Origin of the sequence: Gallibacterium salpingitidis (assembly GCF_001678495.1) — a bacterium.
Taxonomy (GTDB): Bacteria; Pseudomonadota; Gammaproteobacteria; order Enterobacterales; family Pasteurellaceae; genus Gallibacterium; species Gallibacterium salpingitidis.
In genome coordinates this window covers 1-17,005 of the sequence record NZ_JTJL01000080.1, presented here as the reverse complement: position 1 = coordinate 17,005, position 17,005 = coordinate 1, and the positions used below count along the sequence as shown (strand labels likewise).

The window sequence follows — 17,005 nt, the reverse complement described above, 5'->3', positions numbered from 1 at the left end:
GCAAAAGACTTTAATTTTGCTGTTGATAAACAAAGCACAGAAGCCTTTATAGCAAAACTTGGTATCAAAGGGGATTTCCAAGTTAATGAGCGTTTAAGCTTACAAGCGAAAGCAGCAGTGGGATATGATATGAGCTATCGAGGTAATTATTTACGTGCTGGGTTTGTGAATTATCCACAATACCGTTTTACGCTGGAGGAGTGTGACCCATCTCGCGTGAGAGGAGAACTTGATGTAGGTGCGAAATACCAAATCAGCCAAAATGTGGCATTGGGTGCAGGCGTACAATCCACCTTTGCCAAAGGGTTTAACTCGGTTGCTGGAAATGTGAATTTATCGATTCAGTTCTAACTTGAGTAATAAATAACACGAAAAAAGCCGTAAGTTTTATTAAACTCACGGCTTCTTAGAATTTGATGGCGGAGGAAAAGAGATTCGAACTCTTGGAGGACGTAAATCCTCGCCGGTTTTCAAGACCGGTGCCTTCAACCACTCGACCATTCCTCCGCAGTTGTTGGCTAACTAAGCGGGGCTAATCATACGGATTTCAGGATCGTAAGTCAAGCAAGGAAAATAGTTTTTTTAGTGATTGATTTAATCTTAACCAAGTTGTTTTCTAAAAATCAGCAGGTCGCGGTAATTAACTAAAAAATAGCAGATAGAATTAACAAAATACTGTATTTTTATACAGTGGTTTTGTTAAACTGTATTCATTAAAAATTATCTACTATTTGGGAAATGGCTTACCGCAAGATTATTCATATTGATATGGATTGTTTTTACGCTGCAATTGAGATCCGAGAAAATCCAACGCTGGCGGATAAACCCGTTGCCGTTGGCGGAACGCCGCAACAACGTGGTGTTTTAGCAACTTGTAACTATATTGCGCGTAAATATGGCTTGCATAGTGCGATGTCCACTGCCCAAGCATTAAAACGTTGTCCGCATCTAGTGTTGCTGCCGGTGAATATGAGTTTTTATAAACAGGTTTCGCAACAGATTCATCAAATTTTTCAACGTTATACCGATATTATTGAGCCATTATCGTTAGATGAAGCCTATCTTGATGTTACTGACTCAACGCAGTGTTCGGGATCGGCAACGTGGATCGCGGAAGCGATTCGGCGTGATATTTGGCAAGAGTTGCATTTAACCGCTTCGGCTGGTGTTGCGCCGTTGAAGTTTTTAGCCAAAGTCGCTTCTGAACAGAATAAACCGAATGGGCAGTTTGTGATTCCGCCAGAAAAGGTGGCAGAGTTTGTACATGATTTACCATTACGCAAAATTCCCGGTGTCGGTAAGGTGGTGATGACGAAATTGGCGGCTATGGGCTTAGAAACTTGTGGTGATGTACAACGCTTTCCGCGTCATACTTTAAATGATCAACTTGGAAAAATGGGTGAACGAATTTGGCAATTTAGTCATGCAAATGATGAGCGGCAGGTTCAAACGCACCGCGCTACAAAATCTGTTGGTGTTGAAGAAACCTTGTTGATAGATTTGGCTTCGCCGACAGAAAGCGAATTGATTATGCAAAAGTTATATCAGCAGTTATTAAAGCGTTTGCAGAAATATGCGTTAAATTTTGCCACGCAAACTTTTAAGTTAGGCATCAAATTGAAGTTTACTGATTTTCAGCAGACTACCGTAGAAAAAACAGGCTTACTTTGTGATTTAGTGCATTATCAACAATTATTAGAAATTGCGTGGCAGCGTAGTCGAGGGCGAAAAGTGCGTTTAATTGGCTTACATTTATATTTACCAGAGAAACAGGCATATCAACAAATGAGTTTGTGGGATTAATTACAAAATTATTCTTTGCTAACCCCTTGAAATTGATTTAATAAATACGATATAAAAGACCGTTTTTGATGACATCATTACTGTGGGAGAATGGAAAAAATGATGAGGATTATACTGTTTTTAATCACAAACATGGCAGTGTTGTTTGTGTTTAATATTATTTTGACGCTGACGGGAATTCGTTCTCAAGATGCAATGGGATTATTAATTTTTGCTGCATTATTTGGTTTTAGTGGTTCATTAATTTCGCTCTTTTTGTCAAAAACAATGGCGAAACGTTCTGTTGGTGCGGAAGTGATCACTAATCCACAAAATGAAACAGAACGCTGGTTAGTCAATACCGTTAAACAACAAACTGAAAAATTAGGTTTACCAATGCCGGAAGTGGCAATTTATCACTCTGCGGATGTGAATGCGTTTGCGACTGGTGCGAGCAAAAATAACTCTTTGGTTGCGGTAAGTACAGGTCTATTGAATAGTATGACCAGAGATGAAGCAGAAGCCGTACTAGCGCACGAAGTGAGCCATATTGCTAATGGCGATATGGTGACAATGACCTTATTACAAGGTGTGCTTAATACATTCGTGATCTTCTTATCACGTTTAATTGCCAGCGTGGCTGCACAAAGCCGTAGCAGCGATGAAGAAAGCAGCTCTAATTCAGGAATCTACTTCTTAGTTTCTATGGTGTTAGAAATTGTGTTCGGTTTCTTGGCAAGTATGATTGCGATGTGGTTCTCTCGTTATCGTGAGTTTCACGCTGATGCAGGTTCAGCGCATTTAGTTGGTAAACAAAAAATGATCGCAGCATTACGTCGTTTACAAGCAATCCATGAACCGGAAGAACTAACTGGACAATTAGCTGCATTTGCGATTAATGGTAAAAGAAGCGGATTGGCAAGTTTATTTATGAGCCACCCACCATTGGAAAAACGCATTGAAGCATTACAAAATTTAAAATAATCACTTAACTATTTTTTAATGCCTTAATTGTAATGATTAAGGCATTAATTATTTTTTAGAGCCTTGGGTATGGAACATAAAATAGAAGATTTAATGGCGATTTTTAATCACTGTTTTTATGCGGAATATAATACAAAGTTGGAAAAAGGCGGTGATGAGCCGATTTATTTACCAGCAAATGCGGAAAGACCTTATCACGCGATCTATTTTGCGCGTGGTTTTTATAGTAGCGGTTTACATGAAATCGCGCATTGGTTGGTTGCCGGTAAAGCGCGCCGCGAATTAGAAGATTTCGGTTATTGGTATGAACCAGACGGTCGTAGCGAAGCGCAGCAGCGTGAATTTGAAAAAGTTGAAATAAAACCGCAAGCATTAGAATGGATTTTAGCCAATGCAGCTGGTTTTCGTTATTTTGCTAGTGCAGATAATTTAAATGGTAATCCTGGCGATACTGCACCTTTTAAACAAAAGGTGTATCAACAAGTTTGTGACTATGTGGCTAAAGGCTTACCAAAAAGAGCGGAAAGACTCCGCTTGGCATTAGCGGAGTTTTATCAAAGACCGACAGAGATAAACTTAGCTGAATTTGATGTTAGTAAAATTTAGCTTTTGTTGTTAGCGTTGGTAGTCGGTGTAGTCTGCTGTTCTTCATATTCTAACAGCAGTTTCGCAATCGCTTGGCGATAGGTGATTTCTAACGTTTCGCGGCTAGTCGCAATAACCCCTTGATCAATTAAGAAACCATCGCTGACATCATAAACCCAGCCATGTAACGAGAGTTTCTTACCGCGATTCCAAGCGGAACGGACAATTGAGGATAAACCTAAGTTATAAACTTGCTCGGCAACGTTAATACGAGTTAGCGCATCGGCACGTTTTTCTGGCGGCAACTTACCAAGTAAGTGGCTATGTTTAAACCAAATATCTCTGATATGCAGCAACCAGTTATTAATAAGTCCGAGGTCTTCATTATTCATTGCTGCATGGATACCGCCGCAATTGGTATGACCGCAAATAATAATGTGTTCAATATCGAGGACATCAACTGCATATTGCACTACGGAAAGGCAGTTTAAATCGGTATGGATAACTTGATTGGCAACGTTACGATGAACAAAGAGTTCACCAGGACCTAGATTGGTAAGTTTTTCGGCAGGAACGCGGCTATCAGAACAACCAATCCATAAATAGGTGGGCTTTTGATGTTCGGCAAGATGTGCAAAGTAGTCTGCGTGTTGCTCTTTCATTTCCGTTGCCCATTTAAAATTATTGGCAAATAGTTTTTCGATTTTCTTCATTGTTACACCTTAATTATTGAAGATATGCTATATTGTCGGGCGTTTTGCATTATACCGATAAAAATTATCCTGCCTATGAACTTTTATTTAAATTGATAAAAAAATAACAATGTAAGGATTATCAATGTTTGCATTAGAAATAAATCAATTAACAAAATCTTATAGTAATGGCTTTAAAGCTTTGCATGGTATTGATTTACAAGTAAAAGAAGGCGATTTTTATGCCTTGCTTGGCCATAATGGTGCAGGTAAATCAACCACCATTGGAATTATTAGTTCTTTGGTTAATAAAACCAGTGGACAAGTGAAAGTATTTGGTTACGACTTAGATAGCCAATTAACTGAATTGAAAAAACAACTAGGTGTCGTTCCACAAGAATTCAACTTTAATAATTTTGAAAAAGTCATTGATATTTTAACCAATCAAGCCGGGTATTATGGCGTACCGCGTCAGGAAGCATTGAAACGTGCTGAATATTGGCTCAAAAAATTGGATTTATGGGATAAACGGCAGCAGAAATCGATGCGTTTATCTGGTGGTATGAAACGCCGTTTAATGATCGCGCGTGCGTTAATGCATAATCCGCGTTTATTAATTTTAGATGAGCCGACTGCGGGCGTGGATATTGAATTACGCCGTACTATGTGGCAATTCTTACAAGAATTAAACCAAAAAGGTACGACAATCATCTTGACTACACATTATCTGGAAGAAGCTGAAATGCTGTGTCGTAATATTGGCATTATTCAGCAAGGGCGTTTAGTGGTAAATACGACCATGAAAGCGTTGTTATCTAAACTGGAAACAGAAACATTTATTCTCGATTTGGCGCAAAGCGGCGAGCGTATTCAGCTACAAGATTACCGTTTTAACTTGGTTGATACGATGACGTTGGAGGTAGAAGTGCATCGTGAGCAAGGCTTAAATAATTTATTTGCTGAATTGACTGCACAAGGGATTACAGTATTGAGTATGCGTAATAAGGCAAATCGCTTGGAAGAGTTGTTTGTTAGCATGGCATTAAATAAATCAGATGCAGATAAGGCAAAACAGGAGGAAATATAAATGTCATCATTAGCATGGGTTGCCTATAAAACGATTTTACGCAAAGAGATCCAACGTTTTATGCGGATTTGGGTACAAACATTAGTACCGCCAGTGATTACAATGATGTTGTATTTCATTATTTTTGGGCAATTAATTGGTAGCCGTATTGGTGAAATGCATGGCGTGAGTTATATGCAGTTTATTGTTCCCGGATTAATTATGATGTCGGCGATTACTAATTCATTTGCCAATGTAGCATCTTCATTTTATAGCACTAAATTTGCACGCAATGTGGAGGAGTTATTGGTGTCACCAACTTCACCTCATATTATTATTTTAGGCTATATTTCAGGCGGAATGGCGCGTGGTATTTTAGTTGGCTTTTTAGTAACTTTAGTGTCGCTGTTTTTTGTCCGCTTTGATGTCTATTCGTGGTTAGTGATTGTCGGCATTTTATTGATGACGACGGCGACTTTCTCTTTGGGCGGTTTGATTAATGCAGTGTTTGCACGCTCTTTTGATGATACTTCGATTATTCCAACTTTTGTGCTAACGCCTTTGACTTATTTAGGTGGTGTATTCTATTCGATCTCTTTATTGCCTGAATTTTGGCAATGGGTGTCAAAACTAAATCCGATCGTGTATATGATCAACGGTTTTCGTTATGGCTTTTTAGGGATTAGTGATGTATCTTTGCACTATACTTTTACGGTGTTAGCGTTATTTATTATTGTCTTATATTGCTTTGTTTATCAATTAATTAAACGTGGCGTTGGCTTAAGAAATTAATAACGTCAATAAATAGATAAAGGGCAAATTTCTATGCCGGATTTACAACATTATTTCTCTTTTTCGCCACAAGAACTGAAAGCATTATGGCTTAGTTTAGAGGTGGCATTAGGTGCGGTTTTATGGAGTTTGCCCTTAGCCATTTTTGTTGCTTGGTTATTAGCAAGAAAACAGTTTTATGGCAAAACCATTCTAAATAGTATTATCTATTTGCCGTTAGTGTTACCGCCGGTGGTAATTGGTTATTTATTATTAGTCATTATGGGGCGGAAAGGCATTATTGGACAATATCTGTATGATTGGTTTGGCTTATCCTTTGCTTTTAGCTGGCGTGGTGCCATTTTAGCCTCTGCCGTAGTCGCCTTTCCATTAGTTGTTCGCTCTATTCGTCTTTCCTTGGAAAGTATTGATGCCAATCTTGAAGCTACCGCCAGAACACTTGGCGCTTCTCCTTATCGAGTTTTCTTTACCATTACCTTGCCATTAGCCTTACCGGGCGTATTGGCGGGAATGGTACTGGGTTTTGCACGCTCATTAGGTGAGTTTGGTGCAACCATTACCTTTGTATCTAACATTGTTGGGCAAACGCAAACGATTCCATTAGCAATGTATTCCTTTATCCAAACGCCTGGTGCGGAAGATCAGGCGTTTAAACTCTGTTTGTTGTCGATTATGTTGTCATTGTTGTCGTTATTATTATCAGAATGGCTATCACGTTATATGTATAAGAAATTAGGACAACGTCATGCTTAATCTGCAAGTTACTAAACGTTTTTCAGCATTGTCAGTAGAGTTAGATCTACAAATTCCAACGCAAGGTATCACGATGATTTTTGGGCGTTCAGGAGCAGGGAAATCATCATTACTGAATATGGTTAGTGGCTTGAGTACACCTGACAATGGACGAATTACTTTGCAAGATCGAGTGTTAGTTGATACTGCGCAACGCATTAATTTACCTGTTGAAAAACGGCAGATTGGTTATGTGTTCCAAGAAGCTCGTTTATTTCCACATTATCGGGTAAAAGGTAATTTACAATATGGTATGCCGAGAGCAGCTGCACATAAATTTTCTGCTATTGTTGAGTTATTAGGGTTAGAGCATTTATTAGAGCGCTATCCATTAACTTTGTCGGGCGGTGAAAAACAGCGAGTAGCGATTGGGCGAGCGTTATTATCTGATCCTAAATTATTATTAATGGATGAACCGCTTTCAGCGTTAGATTTACCGAGAAAACAAGAGTTAATGCGTTATTTATTGCGTTTGGTTAAAGAGATCGAAATTCCTATTTTGTATGTTACCCATAGCCTAGAAGAGTTAAAGATGTTGGCTAATCGGGTGATTTTGCTGGAAGATGGTAAGTTAGTAGAGTTCTCTGATTTAGAAACCGTTTGGAATAGTGGTTTATTGGCAGAGTGGCAGCAAAATCAAACAACACAATGGATTTATCAAGGCGAATTAAGCGAAAAATTACCTGATTTGCAACAAGGGATTGTGCAAGTTGGTTCACAACGTTTTTGTGTAACGTTAAATAAAGATTATCCATTGGGAGAAATCTTAAAAATCGCTATTCATCAGCAAGATCTTTTTTTGACGACAACGCCGTTAAAGGATAGCAGCGTAGTGAATTCTTGTGTCGGAGTAGTAGAAAGTATTGTTCGCACCGCAGAACACACCGCAGTAAAAGTGAAAATTGATGAAAATATTAATGTAACGGCATTAATAAATAGTGCTGTCGCACAGCAATTGCAATTAGTTGAAAATCAACAAATTTATTTGAATATGCTGCATATCCATCTATTAGCATATTAAACACTTTCGTGAGGGTAAGAGTTTCTAGTTTCATTGTAGATGAACTAGAGTTTAATTTTTATGGCAAGTTTGCCTAAATTGGATATCTAAAAAGAGAATGATCTTTAAAGATAAATGCTATTTCGTAAATAATTGATAGGAGAAAACCTATGTTTAAAAAGTTGTTAGTTACTTCATTACTTGCATTGACTGCTAGCTTAGCTAATGCCGAACAAGTGACCGTTTTTGCGGCAGCCTCAATGACCAATGCGTTGCAACAAGTGGCAGATGATTATAAGAAAAAAGCCCCAGCTGATGAGATTGTCTTTTCCTTTGCTTCTTCTTCAACGTTAGCAAATCAAATTGCTGAAGGCGCACCAGCGAATATCTTTATTTCAGCCAATACTAAGTGGATGGATTATTTGAAAGAAAAAGGATTAACTGTTGCAGACAGCGATAAAATTTTGGTCGGTAATGAGTTAGTGATGATCGCAAACCAAGACAGCAAAATTGATCAAGTCGATGTAGCAAAAGGCGAATGGATTAAACAACTTGATAATAATTTCCTTTCTGTGGGCGATCCAGATCACGTGCCTGCTGGTCAATATATGAAAGCAGCAACAACCAAATTAGGTTTCTGGGATAAAATCGAATCTAAATTAGCTCGTGGTAAAGATGTGCGTGCAGCATTAGCATTAGTTGAACGTAATGAAGCGCCTTTAGGGGTTGTTTACGGTACTGATGCTAAACAAAGTAAAAAAGTAAAAATTATTGGCGTATTCCCTGCGGATAGCTATCCAAAAGTAGAATATCCAGTAGCTTTATTGAAAGATCACGACAGCAAAGCAGCAAAAGCTTTCTTCGATTACTTACAATCTGATGATGCAAAAAAAGTCTTTACACAATATGGATTTAGTGTAGCGAAATAAGTGGTAACAGAGCAGACTGGATCTGACAAATTACAATCAATGGTGAGAGTTTCCTATTTGCAATGAAATTTGCTTTGAACAAAAAGGAAACTCTCTTATTTTAGGCTATTTTTATCACTAAGAAGATGTTACTTTTTATAACGTAATCTTTCCGGCATCATTTCTTCTAAAAATTTCCAAGTACCATTGCTGACGATTTTTTCCTCTTTTTCATATTCACTTAATGTTCTATCAATCAGTTCTTCTTGATGATTTAATATTTTAGCAGCCCAATGCGGATCGATAAGTAAAGCTCTACCAACCGCCACTAGTTCACTATGTTTCAGAACCTCTGTGATATGTTGTTCGGTTTGGATATTACCGATACCGATTAAAGGCACTCTACCGCGAATTTCAGCGTGAATGTATTCTAAGATGGTCTTTGTTTGGTAATTTTTATCTCTACTCATCTTTTTGTAATCCAAAAGAGAAATATGTAGATAATCTAATGATTTATTTGCTAATTGGTCGACTAAATAGAGAGTATCTTCCAAACCTATTCCAGGATTTTCGTTTTCTTCTGGAGAAAAGCGATAGCCAACAATAAAGCCTTCTGGTTTGTGTGTTTCAACGGTTTGTATTACTGCATCGACTAGCTGATTAATAAAGGTAAATCTTTTTTCTCGGTTACCGCCCCATTCATCTTGTCTTCTATTAGAGTGAGGTGAGTAAAATTGTTGGATTAAATAGTTGTTTGCACCATGTAATTCAACGCCATCAAAACCTGCTTTTATGGCTCTAATAACAGCTTTTTGAAACGCAGTGATGACTTTTTTTACTTCTGTACCGGTGAGTTCTCTTGGTATCTCGGCACCATCAATACTTGAAGGAATATTTCCCGCTGAAACAATCTGTTCTCCGCCAATAGTCGCCGCTTTAGTTATTCTGCCAGCGTGAAACAATTGTAGAATGGCTTTAGTGCCAGTTTTATGGATTGCAGATGCAATTTTAGAAAGTCCTACAATATGTTGATCAGAAGTAGCAGCGAGCCCACCCGGCCAGGCTTTACCATTTTCTTGGACACAAGTTGCGCCAGTAATAACAGCGCCTACTTCTCCTGAATGAAGACTAAAATATTCAAGTTCATCTTTGGTAGGTATGCCATCAAAGTAACTCATATTGGTTGCCATTGGTGCCATAATAATTTTATTTTTTATCGTTACTTTTCTTTTAAATGTAAAAGGTTGATTCATTTAGTTAAGTCCTTTTGTTGTTTAATACTGAGGGTTAAATACAAATAAAAAGAGTATTTTGTTTATTTAACTCTTGTCATTTCCTTTTCCCATTCACGTAGAGTAGAGATGTTGATCATTGCTGCCGATTCTTCTAATTGTAGTAATTCTTCAGTACTCAACTTAATTTTTGTCGCCTGTTCCGCTTCTTCTACTTGATAGACTTTGGTTACGCCGATAATTGGTAATGTTCCTTTGGCAATCGCCCATGCAATCGCAATTTGAGCAGGAGTAGCATTATGCTGATTAGCGATTATTCTTAATTGAGCAATTAAAGGTTCAAAATCTTGCAGATAAGCGTTATACGAATTTCCTCGCCCTGTTCCAGCAGTGAAAGGGTGATCCTTATCAAATCTGCCAGTAAGTACACCTTGTTCCAATACCATATAAGAATAAAAGGTGATGTTATGTTCTTTGCAGTAATCCAATATGCCGGCTTGTTCTGAAGAACGATGTAATAGACTGTAATGATTTTGGACTGCTGAAATTTTAAGACCAGCGGCATTTAAAATTTCATTAGCACGTTTTAATTCCGCCAGATTATGATTCGATACACCAATTGCTTTAATTTTTTTAGCTTTTGCTAAAGGGATCAATTTTGGTGTCCATTTTTCTACATCCATTGGATTATGAATCCAATAAAGATCTACGGTATCAATATGTAAACGCGACATACTTTCATTCAGCATCTTTTCTACGGCATTTTCTGTATTAGCCGCAATTTGAGGGGTGAATTTTGTCGAAATAATAATGTCGTCTTGAGATACTTCTTGCAAAAAATGACCAAGAATTCTTTCTGAGCTACCTTCACCATAGACTGCTGCGGTATCCCATAAATTAAGTCCATATTCTAATGCTTTATGAAATACAGGTTTTAACTCACTTTCTGTTAAATGATTACCGAACACTTGATCGCCACCAACGGCGCCAGTACCCCAAGACCATGCACCTAATGCGATTTTTGGTAGTTGTTTATTTTTGTCCATTGAATTTTTCCCTTTGAAAAAGTATTACTGCTGATATAAGTCAGCTTAGAAGTGTGATGATTTGGTATTTCCATGCGCGGTAAGGATAAATATAAGGGCTAGAAATGTCTAATACCTATTTCAAATGTCTAGTTATTCTTTAAATGAATTTCTATTTTGCTATACTGCACTAAAAAATGCAGTCAGTTTGGAGGAAATGATGGAATTACGAGTATTGCGTTATTTTTTAGCAGTAGCACGAGAAGAAAATATAACAAAAGCCGCTTCTTACCTTTATGTATCACAAACAACGATGTCAAGACAGTTGAAAGATTTGGAAGAGGAATTGGGGCAGAAATTATTTGTTCGTAGTAATTACAGCGTTAAATTAACAGAAGCGGGGTTGTTATTAAGAAAGCGTGCCGAAGATATCCTGGAGATGGTGGATAAAACTAAGGCGGAATTTAAAGCTCTCGATGAAATTAATAGCGGTGATATTCGTATAGGTTGTGCGGAATCGGACGGTATCAAACCTTTATTGCAAGTGATAAAAGGTATTCAAAGCGAATATCCGAATATTCGTTATCATTTTTATAGTAGTGGTTCTGATGCTGTGAATGAAAGATTGGATAAGGGATTGCTTGATTTTGCGATTATTGTGCAAGAAGTGGATCCAATTAAATATAACTATATCAAGATGCCAACTTATGATTCTTGGGGATTATTAATGCGTAAAGATAGCCCTCTTGCTGAAAAGGAATTTATTTCGCAGGAAGATTTGTTTGAGTTACCGCTTATCTGTTCTCGTCAGAGTTTAAATGAAGAGATGCCAAAATGGCTTGGTGAAATGCAAGATAGGTTATCTATTGTTGCCACTTACGATTTAATCTTAAATACAACTTTTATGGTAAAAGAGGGAATAGGTTATGTGATAGGTTTTGATAAGTTAGTTAATGTCGCTGCAGATAATGAATTATGTTTTCGTCCATTGCAGCCACAGCTTCTTTCACCAATGTATCTAATTTGGAAGAAATATCAAGTATTTACTCCAGCAGCATCGCTATTATTGGAAAGAATACAGCAGCATATTGCTAATCTTTAAGACTATTTGCTAATCCTTGTGTATCAACACTCCTGATCGATTTTCTACTTGAAATCTCTAAATGATAGTGGCAATATTGGTCGCTCGAAAAATAAAAATAATTCTCATTTGGTTTGTTGGGATAAATAATGATTCAGCGACGATATTTGTTGTTAGTTTTGGTAGTGTTATCGTTCTCTTCATTACTCATTGGCGTTAGTTCAGTTACCTTAACTGGTTTGCTTGCTTTTGATACTGAACAATGGCAAGTGTTAATGATCAGTCGTGTTCCTCGTCTAATCAGTATTTTAATTGCAGGTGCTAGTCTTAGTATTTGTGGCTTAGTTATGCAGCAATTAAGCCGTAATCGTTTTGTTTCGCCAACGACGGCAGGAACAATGGATTGCGCTAGATTGGGCGTGTTATTGGCGATTTTGTTTTTTCCAAATGCTTCAATGTTATTGAAATCCGCAGTGGCGATTGTTGCTGCTTTTGCTGGTTCATTGCTATTTATGACATTACTGTCAAAACTCAAATTTACCGATACGATTTTTGTACCGCTAGTCGGTATTATGTTTGGCAATATTATTAGTTCGATCACTGCTTTTATCGCTTATCAACAAGATCTGTTACAAAATTTATCTGCGTGGCTGCAAGGGGATTTTTCATTGATTATGAGTGGTCGCTATGAAATGTTGTATATCAGTATTCCCACTTTGTTGCTGGCTTATATTTTTGCCCAACGTTTTTCTATTGTAGGAATGGGGGAAGAATTTGCGACTAATCTAGGTTTGAATTATAAGCAAGTGCTTTATCTAGGTTTAGCGATAGTATCTATTGTTTCTGCGATTGTTATTGTCACCGTAGGTGTTATTCCATTTTTAGGTTTAATCGTACCTAATATTGTTACGCTTTATTTAGGAGATAATCTGCGTAAAACGCTCTCACATACGGCGATTCTCGGCGCAATTTTTGTCTTATGTTGCGATATTTTAGGGCGTGTCATTATCTATCCATATGAAATTTCTATTAATGCGGTAGTTGGTGTTTTTGGCAGCGCAATTTTCCTCTATTTATTATTTCAAAGGTATCGTAATGCGTAGTCTGTTTTCGTGTAAGTTGAAATTGGCATTACTGTTACTAATCGTATTAATGGTGAGTGCTTTTTATCTGTTTTATCAATTACCGTCACGTTGGGAATATGCTCTAACGCATCGAGCTTTGTCGTTAGTAGCAATTATTGCCACTGGTACTGCTATTGCTTTGGCAACAATGTTATTTCAGCCGTTGGTGAATAACCGAATTTTGACACCAAGTATCTTAGGATTAGATTCTCTCTATCTATTTATCCAAACAGCGATCATTTTTAGTTCAGGTTCAGCAGCATTATTGGCGATCGATTCGATTGGTCTATTTTTCCTTTCTACGATGGTAATGCTTGCGTTTGCGCTGTTGTTGTATCGTTTGTTATTTCAACAAGAACAGCAAAATATGTTCTTCTTATTATTGGTAGGGATTGTCTTCGGTACTTTGTTCCAAAGTATGACCACTTTTATGGAAGTGTTAATTGATCCAAATGAGTTTCAAATTACGCAAGATATTGGCTTCGCCAGTTTTAATCGCATTAACACCAATATTTTATGGATTGCCACTGCCATTATTGGCGTGACAACTTTATTTAGTTTGCGTTATGTGCGAGTGTTGGATGTATTAGCGTTAGGGCGTGATCAAGCGATTAATTTAGGGGTGAATTATCAACGAGTAACTAAACAACTACTGATTGTTATCACCATTTTAGTATCAATCGCAACAGCGTTGGTTGGACCTATTACCTTTTTAGGATTGTTGGTGATGAATATTACTTTTGAATTTATGCCATGTCATCAACATAAGTGGTTAATTCCGACCGCTATTTTAATTGCCATTATCACTTTGGTTCTGGGGCAATTTATTGTGGCGCAAATTCTGACATTTAAAACAACATTAAGTATTTTGGTGAATTTTATTGGTGGGGTGTATTTCATTTATTTATTACTTAGGACAAATAAAGCATGGCAATAGAACTGAAAAATATTAGTAAATCTTTTGGACAGCAAGTGGTAGTAGATGATGTGTCATTGACTATTCCGCAAGGAAAAATTACCGCATTTATTGGGCCGAATGGGGCAGGGAAAAGTACTTTATTGGCGATTGTGAGCCGTTTGTTACAAGCGGATCAAGGTGAAGTGATTTTAAATGGTGTGCCGCTACAACAACAAACTAGCGAAAATATTGCACGTCAGTTAGCGATTTTAAAGCAAAGCAATCATGTCCATTTACGTTTAACAGTTGAAGAATTAGTGGCTTTTGGACGTTTTCCTTATAGTAAAGGGCGTTTAACAGCACAGGATCGAGAAGCGATAGCTCATGCTATTGATTATATGAATCTGACGGAATTGCAGCATAAATATATTCACACCTTGAGTGGTGGACAACGGCAACGTGCTTATATTGCGATGACCTTAGCCCAAGATACAGACTACATATTGCTTGATGAACCATTGAATAATTTGGATATGAAACATTCTGTGCAAATTATGAAAGTATTACGCAAGTTAGTAGAAAATCTTGGTAAAACAGTGGTGATCGTTATTCACGATATTAATTTTGCCTCTTGCTATGCGGATTATATTGTGGCGATGCAACAAGGCAGATTAGTTGCAGAGGGTGCAGTGGAGCAGATTATGCAAACGGACGTGTTAGCTGGTATTTACGATATGCACATTCCGATTCAACAAATTAATGGGCAGCGTATTGCCACCTATTTTCGTTAATTTTTTCGCTTATTTATTGATTAAGGAGAACATAAAATATGAAAAAAACAGTGAAATTGGCTGTAGGACTTTTAGGCTTAGTTGGGTTATTAGCAGGATTACCGAGCCAAGCGCAAGATATCACCGTAAAAACTTCGGTTGGTGAACAAACTATTCCGCAAGATGCGAAACGTATTGTGGTGTTGGATTATGGCGTTGCTGATACTTTGCGTGAGTTAGGTGCGGCAGATCGTATTGTTGGTATTCCAAAATCAACCGCATTACCTGCCTATTTAGAATCTTTTAAGGCAGATACTTTTGCTAATGTGGGTTCATTGCCAGAACCAGCGTTTGAAAAAATTAATGAATTGAAACCTGATTTGATTATTGCTTCTGGACGTCAGCAAAAAATGTTAGATCGTTTTAAAGAGATTGCACCAGTATTCTATTATCAAAATGATTTTAATGATTTTTATCCATCATTAGTCAATAACATTGATATTCTAGGTAAGATTGTTAATAAAGAAGCAGAAGCTAAACAAAGAATAGCTGATTTAGATAAGAAAATTAACGGGTTAGCTGAAGTCACTAAAGGTAAAACCGCGCTATTAGTGTTAGTGAATGAAAACAGAATCAGCGCATATGGCGATACTTCTCGTTATGGTTTGGTTTATCAAAAATTTGGTTTTACACCAGCAGATAAAAATATTAAATCTTCTACTCATGGCATGAGTGTTGGTTTTGAATATGTGCTAGAGAAAAATCCAGATTATTTATTAGTAGTAGATCGTACAGCGGCGATTACTGATAAAAAAGGTAATGCGCAAGTAGTATTAAATAATGATTTAATTAAGAAAACCAAAGCTTATCAACAAAAACATATTGTTTATTTAGATGCAGCAAATTGGTATTTAGCATTTGGTGGTTTAAAAGCAACTGAAAATATGATTACTGAATTGGAAAGTGCAGTTAAATAATTTAGTTTTTATTGATAAAATAGCGGCATATTTAGTGATAAATAGCCGCTATTTTTTTAGAAAATTTTCTAAATTAGGAAAAAATTTGTCTTTTTCTTTTATCTCCATTTCTTTGTTACATTACTAATGTAACGTCATTCAAAGTTTAACAATTTTGCAAACTTTTAAATTTTTAGTTATAAAAAAATTATTTAATTTTTAATTGGTTATAGTTTAAGAAAACGTTTTTTCTTCATTTTTATCAACAGTTACATTTTCCTAACATTCAAAAGTTAATTTCATAACAAAAGCAATTAATTTCGTAATATTACGAAAAAATTAACGATATTTTCTTGTATTTTAAAAAATAATGTATATATTGAGCCAGCTTTTAAAGTGAATGAATGTTTATATTGTATTTAATTGATAAAGGAAATCTTGGCATGAAATTTTTTAAATTAATGATGTTGGCAGTAGCTATTACTTTTAATTTAGTCGCATGTGGTTCGGGCGGTTCAGGTGGTGGTTCTACAACAACTACGACAACAACAGAAACACCATCAACAGGAATCAAGGTAAATAAGATTGCAGCGTTAGCAGATGATGCAAAACAAGGAATTAGTAAACAGGCTCAGCAACAAGCTCAACAACAAAATCAGCAACAAACTAATGAAGTTGAGCATAGTTTAAATAATGATGGTAGTATCAGCTATGCCGATTATGGTTATATTGAAAAAACGGTAAATAATCAGAAGGCATATGAATATTTTTACAATGTAAAAGATGATGTAATCTTAAAAGATCTAGGTTCTAAACTTATTAGTGCTACTTATAAAGGAAATGCTTATATGAGAGATTTAGGTAGTCCAAACCAAATGCAAGGAACTTTAAGCTTGCATATTGAGGAAAATATGGTATCAGGCGTAATTGATTTTGGTGGAGATAATTTTATTAATCTGGATAAAACTTCATTAACTAATGAAGGATATAAAGGAACAATTATTACCAAAGAGGATGGGGAGTTAGGTAAAACTTCTGGTACTTATCAAGGTATTTTAGTCGGTGGTGAAACAAAAACAGACATGACATTTGGTAAATTTGAAGTGGAAAAAGATGGAAAAAAAGTTGCTGATGGTCTTTTTAATGGTACAGTTTATGTGCCATCTGAACCACGCTAACCTCAATTCTAAACAAGCCCATTATAATTAATGGGCTCAGACTGATGACAAACCTAAATTTTGTCACAAATTTCCATAAAATAGCTTTGGGTTCCCTCTCACTCTTGCCCGAATGCAAATAAGATTTTCAGGCAAAAAAA

The 17,005-nt window shown here is 36.7% G+C and carries 18 protein-coding genes and 1 tRNA gene; 15 read left to right on the top strand and 4 right to left on the bottom strand.

From position 1 onward, the window contains the following. Nucleotides 1-351, top strand: a 351-nt coding sequence (locus QS62_RS11530; RefSeq protein ID WP_156550131.1) for an autotransporter domain-containing protein, incomplete at its 5' end; no start/stop codon positions are given. 66 nt (nt 352-417) lie between these two features. Here QS62_RS11530 and QS62_RS11525 read toward each other — a convergent pair. After that, nucleotides 418-507: transfer RNA gene (locus QS62_RS11525), tRNA-Ser, on the bottom strand. Nucleotides 508-738: 231 nt separating this feature from the next. Between QS62_RS11525 and dinB the strand changes: the two genes are divergently transcribed. From dinB to QS62_RS11510, 3 genes are all read left to right on the top strand, one after another. Next, on the top strand, nt 739-1,803 hold the full coding sequence (gene dinB / locus QS62_RS11520) for a DNA polymerase IV (protein WP_066110326.1): 1,065 nt from the start codon (nt 739-741) through the stop codon (nt 1,801-1,803). A 99-nt stretch (nt 1,804-1,902) separates the two neighbouring features. Next, complete coding sequence (gene htpX / locus QS62_RS11515; RefSeq protein WP_066110328.1) at nt 1,903-2,766, top strand: protease HtpX; 864 nt, start codon at nt 1,903-1,905, stop codon at nt 2,764-2,766. 69 nt (nt 2,767-2,835) lie between these two features. Then, nucleotides 2,836-3,372 carry an elongation factor P hydroxylase gene (locus QS62_RS11510; RefSeq protein WP_066110325.1) on the top strand — a complete coding sequence of 179 codons (537 nt, stop codon included), beginning with the start codon at nt 2,836-2,838 and terminating at the stop codon, nt 3,370-3,372. Here the strand turns inward: QS62_RS11510 and can are convergent. Further along, nucleotides 3,369-4,064: a carbonate dehydratase gene (gene can / locus QS62_RS11505; RefSeq protein ID WP_066110323.1), complete on the bottom strand. Its 696-nt coding sequence runs from the start codon at nt 4,062-4,064 to the stop codon at nt 3,369-3,371. The genes QS62_RS11510 and can overlap by 4 nt on opposite strands. A 124-nt stretch (nt 4,065-4,188) precedes the next feature. On the opposite strand from can, the gene QS62_RS11500 reads away from it, so the two are divergent. From QS62_RS11500 to modA, 5 genes are all read left to right on the top strand, one after another. Then, on the top strand, nt 4,189-5,130 hold the full coding sequence (locus QS62_RS11500) for an ABC transporter ATP-binding protein (RefSeq protein ID WP_066110321.1): 942 nt from the start codon (nt 4,189-4,191) through the stop codon (nt 5,128-5,130). Further along, complete coding sequence (locus QS62_RS11495; RefSeq protein WP_066110319.1) at nt 5,131-5,901, top strand: ABC transporter permease; 771 nt, start codon at nt 5,131-5,133, stop codon at nt 5,899-5,901. Nucleotides 5,902-5,934: 33 nt separating this feature from the next. Further along, nucleotides 5,935-6,654: a molybdate ABC transporter permease subunit gene (gene modB / locus QS62_RS11490; RefSeq protein ID WP_066110317.1), complete on the top strand. Its 720-nt coding sequence runs from the start codon at nt 5,935-5,937 to the stop codon at nt 6,652-6,654. After that, a complete protein-coding gene (gene modC / locus QS62_RS11485; RefSeq protein ID WP_066110315.1) occupies nt 6,647-7,714 on the top strand; it encodes a molybdenum ABC transporter ATP-binding protein in 1,068 nt (355 codons plus the stop codon). The genes modB and modC overlap by 8 nt, the downstream gene beginning before the upstream one ends. A 149-nt stretch (nt 7,715-7,863) precedes the next feature. Beyond that, the gene (gene modA, locus QS62_RS11480; protein ID WP_066110312.1) at nt 7,864-8,622 is read left to right on the top strand and encodes a molybdate ABC transporter substrate-binding protein; all 759 of its coding nucleotides are present in this window, start codon (nt 7,864-7,866) and stop codon (nt 8,620-8,622) included. Between the two features lie 128 nt (nt 8,623-8,750). Here modA and QS62_RS11475 read toward each other — a convergent pair whose 3' ends face one another. Both QS62_RS11475 and QS62_RS11470 read right to left on the bottom strand, forming a co-directional pair. Further along, nucleotides 8,751-9,854, bottom strand: a complete 1,104-nt coding sequence (locus QS62_RS11475) for an NADH-dependent flavin oxidoreductase (protein ID WP_066110310.1) — start codon at nt 9,852-9,854, stop codon at nt 8,751-8,753. A gap of 62 nt (nt 9,855-9,916) precedes the next feature. Then, on the bottom strand, nt 9,917-10,879 hold the full coding sequence (locus QS62_RS11470; protein ID WP_066110308.1) for an aldo/keto reductase: 963 nt from the start codon (nt 10,877-10,879) through the stop codon (nt 9,917-9,919). A gap of 196 nt (nt 10,880-11,075) precedes the next feature. On the opposite strand from QS62_RS11470, the gene QS62_RS11465 reads away from it, so the two are divergent. The 6 genes from QS62_RS11465 (at nt 11,076) to QS62_RS11440 (ending at nt 16,865) form a co-directional block, all read left to right on the top strand. Continuing rightward, a complete protein-coding gene (locus QS62_RS11465; RefSeq protein WP_197496309.1) occupies nt 11,076-11,960 on the top strand; it encodes a LysR family transcriptional regulator in 885 nt (294 codons plus the stop codon). A gap of 128 nt (nt 11,961-12,088) precedes the next feature. After that, the gene (locus QS62_RS11460) at nt 12,089-13,042 is read left to right on the top strand and encodes an ABC transporter permease (RefSeq protein ID WP_269147521.1); all 954 of its coding nucleotides are present in this window, start codon (nt 12,089-12,091) and stop codon (nt 13,040-13,042) included. After that, a complete protein-coding gene (locus QS62_RS11455; RefSeq protein WP_066110302.1) occupies nt 13,035-14,000 on the top strand; it encodes an iron chelate uptake ABC transporter family permease subunit in 966 nt (321 codons plus the stop codon). Before QS62_RS11460 ends, QS62_RS11455 begins: the two co-directional genes overlap by 8 nt. Next, nucleotides 13,991-14,752, top strand: coding sequence for an iron ABC transporter ATP-binding protein (locus QS62_RS11450; protein WP_066110300.1), 762 nt, complete (start codon nt 13,991-13,993; stop codon nt 14,750-14,752). The genes QS62_RS11455 and QS62_RS11450 overlap by 10 nt, the downstream gene beginning before the upstream one ends. Before the next feature lie 38 nt (nt 14,753-14,790). Continuing rightward, entirely contained in the window at nt 14,791-15,708 is a 918-nt protein-coding gene (locus QS62_RS11445) for a siderophore ABC transporter substrate-binding protein (RefSeq protein WP_066110298.1), read from the top strand. A gap of 422 nt (nt 15,709-16,130) precedes the next feature. Continuing rightward, nucleotides 16,131-16,865: a hypothetical protein gene (locus QS62_RS11440; RefSeq protein WP_066110296.1), complete on the top strand. Its 735-nt coding sequence runs from the start codon at nt 16,131-16,133 to the stop codon at nt 16,863-16,865. The last annotated feature ends 140 nt before the right edge of the window (nt 16,866-17,005 follow it).

What these genes read in the sequence shown, in the direction of transcription:
- dinB (WP_066110326.1), top strand. Translation starts at nt 739, where the DNA reads ATGGCTTACCGCAAGATTATTCATATTGATATGGATTGTTTTTACGCT.
- htpX (WP_066110328.1), top strand. Translation starts at nt 1,903, where the DNA reads ATGATGAGGATTATACTGTTTTTAATCACAAACATGGCAGTGTTGTTT.
- QS62_RS11510 (WP_066110325.1), top strand. Translation starts at nt 2,836, where the DNA reads ATGGAACATAAAATAGAAGATTTAATGGCGATTTTTAATCACTGTTTT.
- can (WP_066110323.1), bottom strand. Translation starts at nt 4,064, where the DNA reads ATGAAGAAAATCGAAAAACTATTTGCCAATAATTTTAAATGGGCAACG.
- QS62_RS11500 (WP_066110321.1), top strand. Translation starts at nt 4,189, where the DNA reads ATGTTTGCATTAGAAATAAATCAATTAACAAAATCTTATAGTAATGGC.
- QS62_RS11495 (WP_066110319.1), top strand. Translation starts at nt 5,131, where the DNA reads ATGTCATCATTAGCATGGGTTGCCTATAAAACGATTTTACGCAAAGAG.
- modB (WP_066110317.1), top strand. Translation starts at nt 5,935, where the DNA reads ATGCCGGATTTACAACATTATTTCTCTTTTTCGCCACAAGAACTGAAA.
- modC (WP_066110315.1), top strand. Translation starts at nt 6,647, where the DNA reads ATGCTTAATCTGCAAGTTACTAAACGTTTTTCAGCATTGTCAGTAGAG.
- modA (WP_066110312.1), top strand. Translation starts at nt 7,864, where the DNA reads ATGTTTAAAAAGTTGTTAGTTACTTCATTACTTGCATTGACTGCTAGC.
- QS62_RS11475 (WP_066110310.1), bottom strand. Translation starts at nt 9,854, where the DNA reads ATGAATCAACCTTTTACATTTAAAAGAAAAGTAACGATAAAAAATAAA.
- QS62_RS11470 (WP_066110308.1), bottom strand. Translation starts at nt 10,879, where the DNA reads ATGGACAAAAATAAACAACTACCAAAAATCGCATTAGGTGCATGGTCT.
- QS62_RS11465 (WP_197496309.1), top strand. Translation starts at nt 11,076, where the DNA reads ATGATGGAATTACGAGTATTGCGTTATTTTTTAGCAGTAGCACGAGAA.
- QS62_RS11460 (WP_269147521.1), top strand. Translation starts at nt 12,089, where the DNA reads ATGATTCAGCGACGATATTTGTTGTTAGTTTTGGTAGTGTTATCGTTC.
- QS62_RS11455 (WP_066110302.1), top strand. Translation starts at nt 13,035, where the DNA reads ATGCGTAGTCTGTTTTCGTGTAAGTTGAAATTGGCATTACTGTTACTA.
- QS62_RS11450 (WP_066110300.1), top strand. Translation starts at nt 13,991, where the DNA reads ATGGCAATAGAACTGAAAAATATTAGTAAATCTTTTGGACAGCAAGTG.
- QS62_RS11445 (WP_066110298.1), top strand. Translation starts at nt 14,791, where the DNA reads ATGAAAAAAACAGTGAAATTGGCTGTAGGACTTTTAGGCTTAGTTGGG.
- QS62_RS11440 (WP_066110296.1), top strand. Translation starts at nt 16,131, where the DNA reads ATGAAATTTTTTAAATTAATGATGTTGGCAGTAGCTATTACTTTTAAT.